General features: G+C 47.3%; 11 protein-coding genes. All 11 read left to right on the top strand.

What is annotated here, in order from left to right; translation table 11 throughout:
• The first annotated feature begins 1,818 nt into the window (after positions 1 to 1,818).
• Positions 1,819 to 3,135: a hypothetical protein gene (locus tag HMPREF9439_RS09430; protein ID WP_008864663.1), complete on the top strand. Its 1,317-nt coding sequence runs from the start codon at positions 1,819 to 1,821 to the stop codon at positions 3,133 to 3,135.
• Positions 3,128 to 6,130 carry a hypothetical protein gene (locus HMPREF9439_RS09425; protein WP_008864662.1) on the top strand — a complete coding sequence of 1,001 codons (3,003 nt, stop codon included), beginning with the start codon at positions 3,128 to 3,130 and terminating at the stop codon, positions 6,128 to 6,130. The genes HMPREF9439_RS09430 and HMPREF9439_RS09425 overlap by 8 nt, the downstream gene beginning before the upstream one ends.
• Positions 6,131 to 6,229: 99 nt before the next feature.
• Positions 6,230 to 7,135: a hypothetical protein gene (locus HMPREF9439_RS09420; protein ID WP_008864661.1), complete on the top strand. Its 906-nt coding sequence runs from the start codon at positions 6,230 to 6,232 to the stop codon at positions 7,133 to 7,135.
• A 1-nt stretch (position 7,136) separates the two neighbouring features.
• Complete coding sequence (gene traD, locus HMPREF9439_RS09415) at positions 7,137 to 8,957, top strand: conjugative transfer system coupling protein TraD (protein ID WP_008864660.1); 1,821 nt, start codon at positions 7,137 to 7,139, stop codon at positions 8,955 to 8,957.
• Position 8,958: 1 nt separating this feature from the next.
• Positions 8,959 to 9,579 carry an IncC plasmid conjugative DNA transfer DtrJ family protein gene (locus HMPREF9439_RS09410; protein WP_008864659.1) on the top strand — a complete coding sequence of 207 codons (621 nt, stop codon included), beginning with the start codon at positions 8,959 to 8,961 and terminating at the stop codon, positions 9,577 to 9,579.
• A gap of 3 nt (positions 9,580 to 9,582) precedes the next feature.
• Positions 9,583 to 10,056, top strand: a complete 474-nt coding sequence (locus HMPREF9439_RS09405) for a lytic transglycosylase domain-containing protein (RefSeq protein ID WP_008864658.1) — start codon at positions 9,583 to 9,585, stop codon at positions 10,054 to 10,056.
• A 130-nt stretch (positions 10,057 to 10,186) separates the two neighbouring features.
• Positions 10,187 to 10,519 carry a TraA family conjugative transfer protein gene (traA, locus tag HMPREF9439_RS09400; protein ID WP_008864657.1) on the top strand — a complete coding sequence of 111 codons (333 nt, stop codon included), beginning with the start codon at positions 10,187 to 10,189 and terminating at the stop codon, positions 10,517 to 10,519.
• 60 nt (positions 10,520 to 10,579) lie between these two features.
• On the top strand, positions 10,580 to 10,870 hold the full coding sequence (gene traL, locus HMPREF9439_RS09395) for a type IV conjugative transfer system protein TraL (protein WP_008864656.1): 291 nt from the start codon (positions 10,580 to 10,582) through the stop codon (positions 10,868 to 10,870).
• Positions 10,871 to 10,876: 6 nt separating this feature from the next.
• Positions 10,877 to 11,473, top strand: a complete 597-nt coding sequence (traE, locus tag HMPREF9439_RS09390; RefSeq protein WP_008864655.1) for a type IV conjugative transfer system protein TraE — start codon at positions 10,877 to 10,879, stop codon at positions 11,471 to 11,473.
• A complete protein-coding gene (locus HMPREF9439_RS09385; RefSeq protein WP_008864654.1) occupies positions 11,473 to 12,198 on the top strand; it encodes a TraK domain-containing protein in 726 nt (241 codons plus the stop codon). The genes traE and HMPREF9439_RS09385 overlap by 1 nt, the downstream gene beginning before the upstream one ends.
• Positions 12,195 to 13,403 carry a TraB/VirB10 family protein gene (locus tag HMPREF9439_RS12950; RefSeq protein WP_008864653.1) on the top strand — a complete coding sequence of 403 codons (1,209 nt, stop codon included), beginning with the start codon at positions 12,195 to 12,197 and terminating at the stop codon, positions 13,401 to 13,403. Before HMPREF9439_RS09385 ends, HMPREF9439_RS12950 begins: the two co-directional genes overlap by 4 nt.
• Positions 13,404 to 13,409 lie beyond the last annotated feature (6 nt).

Here is a 13,409-nt window from a genome sequence, read left to right as displayed (position 1 = left end):
CAATGAGTACCGATTCAAACTTTAACTTAAATTACAACTAATTGCGGTAATTAAGGGAAAGCTTACTGAAAGAAAAAGAAATAGCCGACTGAAAGTAATAAATTGAAAGAAATGTATTCATGGGTAAGACTGAAGCGTAAAAACAAAATTTTCTCTATTCCTCAAACCCTCCCTCGGCCCCAAAGACTTTAATATCTCTGAAATTCAAAAATTCCTCAAAAAATCCCTCCCAATACATCAAAGGGCTACATAGACCGCTCAAACCAACCCCTGTACAGTTACGTCTCAACAAGGAACGCTTCTGAAGTTCTTCAAAAAAGAGCAGAAGAAACCTCGGAGATTCAATAGATGAACCGTGGTTAGTTTCTTGTTCCGATTCTTTCTTTTTAATGGTTAATAGAAAGAAACGGAAATTGAGCGCAAGCTCAGAAAACAAGACCGAGAGTTAAGCCGGTTGCACCGGCGCCGAGTTCAAAAGGTAAAACTTTTAATTAGTAACTCTCGGCCGTTTGTAAAAGGCCAATTAAAAGGTCTAAGCAGACGGATCGGAAAATTGTCTGGAAACAGGAAGAACTATTCAGGCTCTCATCCGATCAAATCCGAAGCGGCTTTGAGTTTTCTCAAAGATTTTTCGAAGTGCTTGAAAAGATCTTCCTCTTTTCAGGAACTGCATAACGACATGACTCATGTATTGAAACGTCCCTGCTCTTGACGTGAGGAGTGTCGGAAAGTTTCGACTTCGCGGCCGAGATTTTCACGTGCAGCTTAGGTGGATGGATTGTGCCCCGGAAGCCTACACTTCGAAGCGGCTTTTGCCGTGCTGAGGAAAACCTTCGACCTCGTGTCGAACTTGCGCAGACTGCTTCCTGGTAAGGAGACAAGAAGCGCAGAGGAAATTTTAGAGAGACCGAAGACAGATGCTTCCGGGCCTTAAACCCGGCGCGGCAGAAAGTCACTAAAGGGGAACGTGGTTAAGAGGATGTGTATTGCCCATCTGAATCTCCTCCCTCACCTTTAATGATCGACTGCACGGTTTGGCGACAGGTATCTTTCTGAGGCGGTTCTTTTGAATTGGATTTGTTTTAGGCGAATTTCTGAACCTTTCCTGTATCAGGGTATCGGGTACCAAACTGCAGGAAAGACGACGAAAGAGATTTCATCTCGGTTCGAGGTCTTGCCCGTCGATGTATATCGATTGACCGAAGCCGTGAGGCCGAGCCTTCGCTTCAAATTTTAACTTGAGAAAACGTTTCAGACGTCTGAGGGTTCTTGCTCTTTGAGCATTCTCTCTTAATGTTCCGGGTCGGCCGGCTCCGCGAGAGCCGGCTAAAGGCCGAAGCTTTTTTCAACCGCTAACCATCTGGGTTAGATATTTTAGTTAAGTGCCTTTTCGAAATGGTTGGATCAACGTTGGTGTTGTAATGGTAAAACGCTACTTTAATGGTAGTAAATCTAATGGAACTAAAGTGGAAATTAGTTAAAAAGTAATGAACCTTTTTGCCCTATTAGTTAGACGATTTGCATTTGTAGTGTTAGTTTTATTACCAAATTGGTAATGTACGTTAAACCATATTAGCCCATGGCTAATTTGTTGTAACCCTGACGTTACCATTTTAGTAATGTTTGATTCAATCTAAAAACAGAAATAATGCATTACAGAGGGATTTTTTTGCCTCTTAATGTGAATTAATGCTGTCCTTAGTCACTTAACAAAAGTTTCTACCTAAAGTTAGTCATAACTATCCCCTGTCTTCTTTTATAGGGTGATCATTAATGCGTCATTAGGACATTCCATTCACTCTATTCAGGAGATGAGCTATGAAGAAATCCATATGTCAAATCTTTAACAAAAACTGTCTGGAAACGGGGTTGAAACCTGATATCCCCACAATCAACGCAGCCGCACTAGAATACATAAAACGCTTTCCTCTCTTTAATGTTCCTGCCGTTGCTTTTTCCGACAGTGATTTTGATAAGACTATTGCCGCCTACCTTCCCTATCCGATCGTAAAGGTAGTGCCGCTGGGTAGAACACCCGTTGAATCCAAGAAAATCTTTCCATCGATTGCAGATTGCATCCGTCTTCTTAAAGCTTATGCCCAGGGCGACCAAAAGCTCTACAACGAATTGGAAGATCGTTTTATGAAGCCTTCCAAGATCGCTTCACGCAGGCAGTTCATGGAGACCGTTATTGCTTGGGCTTTCATCTTCTTCTACTTAAAGATCAGAAGAGATCATCGTTATTTCACGGCCCTTTCTTTCCTGCTCTCTTCCCATACCCTCTTGAGCTATGTAAATCGTTTTGAATTCATCTTGCAAGAGAAGGACATCTCTCCGGAAGAAGCAGAAGAAATGCAGTCTCGCCGTATCTGGAGAACTTTGTCTGTTTTGAAGGATCCGATTCTTCTTAATCCTCATTTGAATCAATTTCTCCGTGACCTTGCTCCTCGCGTCCACAAGGAAGAATTCCCAATGATCGCCCTTGAGCTCATTCCTGAGCTTTATGACTCTGCCGGTGAACATAAAGAGAAGATTGACAGCTACATGAATGGAGCCTTGGATGACTTTGCTAAGCAGTATGCTGCTGAGTCCGGAGTCAGTCTCTCTAATCCTTCTTCTGCGGTTTTAAATAAAAACCGCGGAATCAGCAAAGGACGAGCGAGCGGATATGGAATGGATATCCCTGTCGGCATCTCCAACAAAGACTTTATCTACGCTTTTGTTGACGTTGTCAGCTTGATGTCCTTTGTGGTTAAACGTCGATTTGGTTTGAAGAATAAGCTGAGCGCTTTGTTTGTCCTTTACACACTCCAGCATCTGCCTTTCTTTAATCTTCAAACGGACTTCCGCAACATTAAAACCTCCAAACTTTGGCCGGTTTTGATTCACAAAGACGGTCAAACATCAGTCTTCGCTGCTCCTGGGCCGCTTGTCCACTTTTCCACGGCCTCCTTGGTTGGTCACGGACCTTTTGATTATCAGAGTTGGACCGCTAAAGGCTGTCCAAAGAATCTTGCTCCTTTTAATACTCCCAAAGGCTTTCAGAAAGATGCTCGTAAAAGTCTCCGTCAGTTAAACCAGTGCTGCAATTCTTTCCTTAAGTCCTTCCTTCATTACCACCATAACAATGGCTAAACCTTCTATACCCCTCGCCGATTGCTTGAGGCCTTTTAACCAATCTGACCGCCATAAAGTTCAGCCATTGATCAATGAGCTGAGGCAGGCGGTCGGAGACGATCATCTGCTTGGAATACAAACCGAGCTTTTTGAGGTATTGGTTAAGATCGTTGGCAATCTTCCTTTGAGCTCCGGTTCGGGATACTTTTGGCCGGGAAGCTACATTGACTTCTCTTTAAAGTTAAGCAACATTGCGCTTAATCTTCTGCGTCAGCGCATCCAGTTCTTCACGATGCCGCTGGCTCAGAAAGAGTTCGAGAAACAGCTTTTAAAACTCTTGGTTCCAACCATCTGTTTCTTCTTCAACTTACGCATTACGGCAATGACGTTCTGTGTGGCTGCAGAGAACGGTGATGAGTTTCGGTTTGAAGTGCCTTATGAAGATTGGTTCAAGGAACACGAGGGACAGGAACTTACGCTTTACCACAATGTCGATCCCGATCCTGAGGCTGCCGCCGGCAACATCAATCGTCTCGTCCTTAAATATCTTCCGGAATCTCTCCAAAAGCGCTTTGCAAAGAGCTTTAAGCGAGGATACCTTGCGCTACTTTCCAAATTTATCCGAGGAGATGTCGGAAGTATTGTGAAGGATGAATTCATCCTCATCTTAATTTCTCAAGCAGAATCCATCCTCAGAGAGCAGATGACAATTGAATTTGCCAGACAAGGAGAGGAGCCGCCTCACTATATTCCTTCGATTCTGAGCTGGGCGATTTGCGCCCTCCTCGCGAACGAACTCTCTCCGGAAGCAGCGCTTAGGAAGTCGGATGCGATAGGCAATAAAGAACCTCTCCAAATCGTTGCACGTGCGATCACGTGCAAGGACGGAGAAATCTATGCCGTAATCGAATATTTCTTTCCTCTCTTAACAGCTAAGCTTCAAGAACTCTTTCCTCGCCAAACATGGCGAGAGAAAGAGGTTCTCAGAATGTGCTGTCAGTGTGGAATCTTTGACTTGAAAGAAGGCGCTACTTTTGAAGAAGTCGCAACCCGCATTGAAATTTATAAGAAATGCGGAAAAGAAGTTGTCTCTACACCCGTACAAGGTCTTCGCTTTAATAATTTCCTTCTTTATGTCGCAAATGACAGCTATTTCGGGAGAACCGTTCAATCTCTCCAAGCTAAACACTCTGTCAATGCTAATGATAAGAAACTGAAAGAGCTCGGTCTCTATAAGCCGGTTGCCAAATGGCAATGGGAAGACAAGAAACTGATGATGGAACGTTTGAAGCCCTACTTTGAGGAGGTGTTAGCACCAAAAACGGAAGAGGATAAAGAAAGAAGGGAATTCTTTGCACAATTGATGGAAAAGGCCCGCAAGCGCTGGAAAGAAGAGGAACGAGCACTTAAAGAAGCCGAAGAAGCAAAAGTCCCCCCGGCAATTCTCGCTCAGCGTAAAGCTGATTTGGAGCATGCTTTGCGAGTATTCGAAGAAGCGAAAGAAAAATTTGACTGCGAATTCAACGTAAAGAAGAAACAAGCCAAAAACAAAAAGGCGAAGTCAAAGGAAGCTGCTACCAAAGCCGCTTCTGAAGAAGCGTCTGCCGAAACTACTAAAACTGAAGAACCTGCAAAAGAAATGTCTAACACTAACTTAATCGTCGTTCAGAAGCCCGAAGAACCGTCTGCTCCGACGATCCAAACCTCGCACGCAATTAAAGCCTCGTGCAAACTCGTCTTTAATGCTCTTTGTCATGACACAAGCAGATTCTTCAAGGGTGTTGGAAAATGCTTTTCCTTGCACAGTTGGCTGGCTAAACGCGGCTACCGTTTGATGAAAATAGATTCCGAAGAATCCTCTCCTTCTAATGCTCAAAAGAAATCTGAAGCTAAACAGATTACTTGTGGGAATAAGAAGGCCGACGCCAATGAAGAAAACTCTTGTGCAGTCGTCAGTCCCGCTACTGATGCACCTGTCACCGATGTACAAACTCCGACGGTCCAAGACACAAAGGCCGAAACTACAGTCGTTGAAGCCCTTGCAGAAAAATCTTCCGAAGAAAACAAAACAGTTGCTTCTGGAAACACGGCTCCCGTTCCAGCCGAGAAAGTTGATCAAACAACGACAGAAGAATCTACGAAGATAAGCAAAGAAGTCGCCAATCCGGAGCTACAGCAACAGTTAGTTCAAAGACTTAATGAGTCTGTAGAAAAATCCTCTATCCATCTGGAAAAACTTGCCGATATGGAAATGGATGCTGAAATCAAGAGACTGGCTTCTTTGAAGAACAAGGATAAATCGGACAACTTGTCGAACAACAAGACTTCTCAAGAAGCTAACGCTAATTCCAAAGAAAATGCGGCAACTAAAACCTGGGCTCAATTCGTAGCTCAGCAAACCAAGCCATCCTCCTCTAATGCTCAAAGCAAATCTGACAAACCCTCTGATTCAAAGAATCCGTCTGTCGGCTCCCCATCCGAAACGTCCTCTGCGACTGATGTAGAAAAGCCTAAAGCTAAACGCGGCCGCAAAAAGAAAGCAGACACTCAAACCGCTAATGCTCCTGAGAATGCAGATACCGCACCGAAGGTCAAACAAGCTGAAAAGCAAAAGGTCCCAAGTGATGTAAAACCTACCTCTGCTGCAAAACCTAAAGCAAATACTGCAACGTCCGATCAGCCCAAACCACACGCAGCTCCTCCTGACCAGAATCCTCCGAGGGCTAAACGTGGTCGAAAGCCAAAAGCTCTTTCGTCTGCTAACCCTCAGGCATCCAACGAAGCCGCGAAGTCAAAGGACGTTTCTGTAGTCCGGACTGCCAAGGCCAACAAGACTGCAAAGGCGGCTAAATCAGCTGCTAAACCAAAAGCTTCAGCCAAACCGACAGCAAAAATAGCTAAAGCCGCGACTCAAGCTAAAGAAGAACTCAAACCGGTGCCTAAAACTCCCGCAAAGACGCCTTCTTCAGGTAAGTCTTCTGCTAAAGCAATACAAGCAGCTTTAACCGCTTAAGCGTCCTCCTTTTAATTCTCAAAACATTCCAAATCGACCGTTTTTACGGCCGATCGGGGGAGTTTTGTACCTAACGAATACCTATTGAAGCTTTTTACTATGGCTACACTCCATTTACCCTCTCGAGACAAGATCATCTTGAGCCGTACGGAAACAAGGAAGAAATTCGACGAATTGTCGGACTGGGACAAAATGATGTTGTCTCGCGCAGCCATGAGAGCCCTCTTCATGGACAATCCGGACGTCATCTTAACGATTGACAAGTTAAAGGTGATCTCCCGCGACCATAAACATCCTCAAAACCGTAAAGATCCTTACGGCAGGAAGATCTGGTATCTGCCGATCCGTTACCTAAGACCGGAATACGAATACACCGTAAAACCCAAAGAAAAGCTGACATGGGAAGAAATAGCTAAGGAATACAGGTCAAAGAGGAACAAATCTTCCAGGTGTATTACTTCAGCACAGAAGGAAAGCAGAAAGATCCAGCTCTGCCATCGACATTTCTACGTCGACGAATACATGGAGCTTATGGCGACTAAAGCCAAAAGAGATCGCCTTAAACGTATGCAGACTCGTGAGCCGTACAAGTACACCCGAAAGATCGTCTTAAAGCTCAGTAAATCCGACCAGCGCTCGAGAGAGCGCGAAGTGCTGAAGAAGATGAGTCAGACCTACACCGCACACGAAATCATTACTTATCAGAAATGGTACGAGTGGCGGGAAAAAGCTAGAAAGCTTCTTCCTTTAAAGGCCGAATACTTCAACCAGTGTCTTAGACGTTATCGGAACAAGGCGCTAAGCCGCGGGGAAAAGTTTTCTAAAGTCCGTCCGCTTAAACCTTGTCTTGATCTCAACCACGAAGTCTATTACCGCTCCAAGCGAGACAAATACATCCCGCTTGAAGTCTTTAACCATACGTTTAATCCTTTTCCTAATGTTCACCATCCGAGAAGATACTGCTATCCGGAGGCGCCGAAGCCATCCGTACAGACGATCCCATGAGTTGGCCGCGGTTTTTCCGTGGTTTGTATCGTCGGCCTATCTGGCATTTCTGGGTTTTCAAAACATCCTTCCCTTAAATCTCAGTTTCGCATTGCTGTCTTTAACGCTTGGGATGGGCGCCTACCGCTTGTCTAACGGCCTTCACATTCTGAGAGCCAGAAGTCTGCTTTCCGGCAGACGGATGGAGCTCATGAAGTTTTCCAGAGCGTTAGGGGACTTTGACGACAAATCCGTCTGTATCGGGTACGGATTTACGTGGCTTCCGGAACACACGCAAAAGCTCCATGACTTGTCTCGCCTCAATATCTCGACCTTAATGCTCCCGTCTTTTATGCATCGTCTCTTTAATCGTCACGACAAGACTCAGCTGCCGGAAGAAATCGGCATGTCGTATCTTCACGGGCTGGACGCGTCCGAGAAGACACTGCGCCGAGCCCTCAAAAACTTTGAGGGCGGCCTTCTCATTGTCGGAACGACTCAGGCCGGCAAAGGCGTGATGCTGAACTTCATCATGACGCAGGCCATTCTGAGAGGCGATGCGGTCATCTTCATTGATCCTAAAGGTTCAGACCGTATGTACAAGGCGTTTTGCCGAGCTTGCGAGAAAGCAGACCGCGGAAAACCGCTGCGTTTCCATCCCGGAAACCGTTCTAAAACCGATGGGATTCGTTTTGATGTGACTGCGGTGTTCAGTACCGGTGCGCAGATTGCCACTCGCGTGATGTCGGTCGTACCCGGTGAAGACAACGTCTTCAAGCAGTTTGCCTGGTCCTGTATTAAGACCTTTGCGGACGCCATGATTGAACTCGGAGAAAAGCCTTCTTTGAAGTCCTTGTCTCAGAACATTAACAAAGGCATTGAAGATCTTCTCCGAGCCTTAATCCTCCAAGCGGTCAAACAGCATGCTGACACGGACTGGAGAGAACAAGCCGAATACTTCCTTCCTGCAAGAAGAGAAAACTGCACTGACGCCATCCACGAACTTAATGTTCTGGTGGCTTGGTACGAAAACGTACTGCCAACCTATCTTCACACGATGGTCGTCGGCGAATGCTTAAAGATCTTCCATCACTCTAAAGAGCACTATTCCAAAATTACCGCAACGCTCATGCCGATCTTTGCGATGCTCACGAGCGGCCCTCTGGAAGAATCCCTCTCTCCTGATCCGTCCGACGCTTCCGATAAGCGTCCCATCTGGGATATGGAGTCCCTCGTTAAATGTAAGGGCGTCCTTTATGTCAACCTTGACTCTTTGTCGGACAACATGATTGCTTCTGCCGTGGGTTCCATGCTCTTATCCGACTTAACGGCTTATGCAGGAAAGCGATACAACCTGGGACTTAACGATGTTCGTATTTCGCTCTATGTCGACGAAGCCTCTAACGTCATCAATCAGCCCTTAATTGAACTGCTTAATAAAGGCGCTGAGGGCGGTGTTTACACAACGATTGCGATTCAGACCGTCCCTGACTTGGCACATCGCTTGGGTTCTGTCCATGCGGCACGCATGGTGCTCGGCAACTGCAATAACTTAATCGCTCTTCGCTGTAAAGATCGAGAGACTCAGGATTTCGTCACGGAGACCTTCGGTAAGACGTATATCCACAATGTCGACACCACGTTGTCGACCCATGCAGATACGCATATCGGCTTACCTTCTTTTAAAGGCGGTGCTTCTCACAAGCGCACGGCCGTGCGCGAAGAGATCATTCCTTCGGAATATCTCGGCAAGCTTCCGAACGCTCAGTTCTTTGCCTCGCTCGGCGGCGGACATCTGATGAAGGGCCGCGTCCCTGTAATCATCGACGACGAGGAAAACTAAGATGCTGTCCCGACTCTTAATCCTCTTAATGATCCTTGTCTTAAGTTCCGTCATCTGGTGGCCGGGATTAAATGATGCCTCGTCTTTTGAGAACTTGTCGGAGCTCCACCTGAAAGACACAAGTCAAAAGATCGGTTCGATGTTTGAGTCTCTGACGCCCGTCGTAGACGGCGTCCGCGCCAAAGTTACCGGAACCTTTAATGCTCTGCTCGGAGACTCGTACCTTCCTTCCGAGGAGGTTGACGGTCATAAGGACGCACCCACAAAAGAATTCTTTACGCGTCTTTGGTCTTCGCCGTACTTTGTCTCGATGCGAGCGATGCTGGAGATGTCGTGCGTTCGAGGAATCTTGGCGATCGGCTGGTTTGCGTTCTTATCTCCGATCCTCATTGCCGTGGTCATTGATGCTTGGGTTGTGAGACGCCTGAAGTACGAGAGTTTTGCGGTGCACCATCCGACGCTCTACCAAGTCGCCTTGTCGTCTCCGACCGTGCTTCTGATCTGTGCCTTTGCCGTAATGCTGATGCCTTGGTTTATACCGGCATGGGTTGCTGCGCTCTTTTACGTGGCTTTCCTCATGTCCATCCATTTAATCGTCTCTAACTTCCATCGATTCGGATAACTTATGAAACGTCTTCTCCTTTTAATGCTCCTTTCTTTTGTCGGAACTTGTGTTGCTGCCGCGGAAGACTGCTTTGACCGAGTCGCTCGAGAAAAAGGTCTGGACGCGGATTTGCTTCGGGCGATTGCTTTTGTGGAGTCTTCCGGCAACCCGTCTGCTGTGGGACGCAATGCTTCGAGCGAAGACTACGGGCTGATGCAGATCAATTCCGGGTGGCTCAAGCGCTTTAAGACTTCGAAATCAGAGCTGCTCAATGACGCCTGTTTTAATGTTCAAGTCGGAGCTGAGATCTTGGCGGATAACTTTACGCGCTCCGCGCATCCTTGGGATGCCGTCGGTGCCTACAACGCCGCATGCACCCGACTTAAAGGTCAAGACTGCGTCGATGCCCGACAAAAGTATGCCTGGAAAGTGTATCGAGCTTACATAGGAATGTCTAACGCTAAACGTCAAAAGCTCAGAGACGTCACCTCTTAATTCTCTCTTTTTAAACAGTTTTTTGTAACGCCTTCCGCGTCGCTTTTTGACAAAGGCCGCGGCTGCGGAGGGATTTTTTGTCCTTAATCGGCCTTTGTCTTCTCTTTTATTTAACTTTTAGGAGTTTTTAATGACTTTATCTATCGCCACAAACAGAACTTTTGCTTTTGTTCCTGCTCTTCTGTCCGTCTCTATTTTTGTCCTGAGCGCCGTCTGTCCGGACGCTGCCTGGGCCGGAACTTCAACCGGAGGCCAGGAGCACTTTGCGGATCTCTACGCCATGTTAAAGGCCTGGAGTACCGGCACACTCGGTAAATCCATCGCCTTAATGTTCCTGCTTGTCGGTTTAGGCGTCGGCGTCATCCGCGGCTCCATCATGGGTGCCGTGGGCTGCGTTGCCGCTTCCATGGCTTTGTTCATCGGCCCGCAGATCATTGAACAGATCTTCACGGCCCTGATCTAACTCTTTTGAGTTCGGTTGCCCGAAGCTCTTTCGGGCTTCCGATTCTTCCAGGAATCAATCATGGAATCCTTTAATCCTCACGAATACGTCCCTCGCCGCTTGGATGCGCCTGCAAAGTTTCTGCTTTGGGACTTTGATTTGGTGGCGTCCGGCATTGCGGGACTTGCCTTCGGCATCATCGTTAATTCTCTTCTGATGGGTGCGATTGCCTCTTATGCTGCAATCTGGGCGTACAGCCATCTCAAACAGAAGCGTCATCCCGGATACGGACTTCATTACCTCTACTGGCAGTTTCCTTTTAGAACCTTTAAGCGCACTCCGCCATCGAGCCGCCGCTTTTTTGTCGGATAACCGAATATGAACGTTAAAGAATATACGACTGAGATTTCTGCTCGTCTTGCGCTGCGCTCTTTCTTTATCTATGCCTTTGCTGCGTCTCTCATTGTCAATGTCATTCTCGCATTCGGCTTAATCGTCCTTGATAAAAAAGACCGTGTAGTTGTGCTGCCGGCAGAAATCACGAAGTCTTTCTGGCTGGATGCCAACGGCGTCTCTCCGGAGTACTTAGAGCAGATGGGACTTTTTGCGCTGCAGCTCGCTCTTAATAATTCTCCAGAGACCTTTGAGCACAACCAAAGAAAGCTGCTTCAGTACGTCTCACCTGAGCGACGCGGTGCCACAGAAGTCTTCTTAACCGCTCAAGGACGCCGCATGAAGAGTGCAAATGCTTCCGTGCATATGCTGCCAGAAGCCGTGGAGACCAGAGCCTCCACCATGCAGATTTCTGTTCGCGGCAACGTTCGCCAGTTCATCGGAGACAAACTCACTTCCATGCAGAAGAAGTGCTGGATCGTAAAGTTTACCTACAGAAACTCTCGTCTTTGGTTAGAAACGATGCAGGAAGCCGACTGCAAACGACCGTTTGAACCGATGAAGCCCACCGGAGAAATCTAATGATCCTTCCTAATCGTCTTCTCATTCTCAGCATATTTCTTTGCCAGTCCGTGGTTGGCTTCAGCGCCTCTCTTAATGCTAAAGAGATGCCCAAAGAGTCGGCTTCGTCTGAAGCCCAGTCCTCTGTACATGCTGCGGTCGCTTATAAACAGCCTAACCGTGTTGTTGTGTTAAACAGCAAGATTGTCCGAGCGGTTTATGACAACAATCTGATCCAGGCCGATAAAGATCCGACCACCGGTGCTTTGTATGTCGTTCCGCTGACCAAAGAAACCACAGGAATGTTTGTGGTCACTGAATCCGGTCAGACACACAGCATTACGCTCTCTCCTAAAGAGCGTTTGACCGCTCAGACCGTCACTTTGAAAGAATCCGGAACCTTCTCTTCTTTTGATGATCCGTCCGTGCCGTCTGAACTTTCCAGTCTTCCCTATGAAGAGCGAATCCAGACTGCGCTAAAACTTATCCCGCAATTGCGGGACTCCGAGGGCGAAGTGCTCGGAGGCACGCTTGCCGGCGTCTATCTCCACGCTCAGCCTGTCAGGGCTTGGAATGTCTTAGGGCTGAGACTTGAACGCTATCGCATCCTGAATCGTACAAAACACAAACAGACGGTTCGTGAACCGGAGTTTTGGAGAAACGGTGTCTTGGCCGTTGCTACGGAAGCTTCTGATCTTGCGCCCGGTGCATCTGCAGATCTTTGGTTAGTGAGGTCCGCAAGATGAGCGTTAAGAGTTATTTTGAAAGTGAGCGAAGAAAGAAACAAATCACCTGGACGCTAATTATCTTAGGCGCACTTTTTGCCGTGGCCATGCTTTCTTCTTACTACTCTGATAACAAAAAGCCGGCTGCAGCCCCTCAGATCACAAGCACTACACAAATCTCGATGGTTCCGTCTAAAGCGGACTATGAACAGCATCAGGCGATCTACAACGATCGCTTACTGAACTTAGAAAGAGAGTCCAAAGAAGCAAAGCAGAGAGAAGCCAAACTTCAAAGCGATAAGAAACGCTTAGAAGATCGTATTGCGCTCTTAGAAAAGAACGCTCCTAAGACTAATCGTCCTACCGAGGCCGCTCCGTCGGAAGACGGCTGGCCGCCTTCCGAGATTCTCGGAAAGCAGCCGATCAGCAAGAAGACAGGCTTTACAAGCGGAAATCAGCCTCAAGGCAGATATTCTCGCCAGCAGCAGGATGCCCCGGCCTCTTCTCCGGCGCCTCGTCTTGTCATCAACAATTTCGGCTCTGCTCCCAGTCCTTCTAATGTTCTCGGAACGCTGCCGGCTAAAGCAAAACCTGAAACCTTGTCTTATCTGCCGAGCGGCACGTTTGCTAAAGCTCGCCTCTTAAACGGCGCCACTGCGCCGACCAGAGGACAAGGCTCAGGCAATCCGGTTCCCGTGCTTTTAGAGCTCACAGATTCAGCAGTCATGCCTAATCTCTATCGATCCGGTATTAAGCGCTGCTTTGTGACCGCCAATGCAACCGGAGAATTAGCGAGCGAACGTGTGCTGATTCGTCTTGACCGCTTGTCTTGTATCGATGAAAACGGAGGAGCCGTAGATAAAAAGATTCAAGGATATGTCTCCGGCGAAGACGGTAAAACGGGTCTTCGTGCCCGCTTAGTCACTAAGAGCGGACAAGCCATCGCGAATGCGCTTTTTACCGGAACCTTAGCCGGTCTCGGCAAGGCTGTGTCTTTAGCTTCTGAGAATCAAACGACTTCCATTACCGGAACCGTTTCTACTACGGTCACTAATCCCTGGAAAGCGGGATTCGGAGAAGGCGCCACACACGCCATGGATCGAATCACTGATTACTACTTAAAGCTCGCAAGCGACATGTTCCCGGTTCTTGAAGTGGATTCCGGACGCAATGTCGAGATTGTCATCTCCAACGGCTTGTCCATTGAACGAAATACCAAACCTTAATTTTTT

The sequence above is a fragment of the Parasutterella excrementihominis YIT 11859 genome (assembly GCF_000205025.1).
Taxonomy (GTDB): domain Bacteria; phylum Pseudomonadota; class Gammaproteobacteria; order Burkholderiales; family Burkholderiaceae_F; genus Parasutterella; species Parasutterella excrementihominis.
Note: the sequence above shows the minus strand (reverse complement) of the source record. Positions and strands in the feature narration are given on the sequence as shown.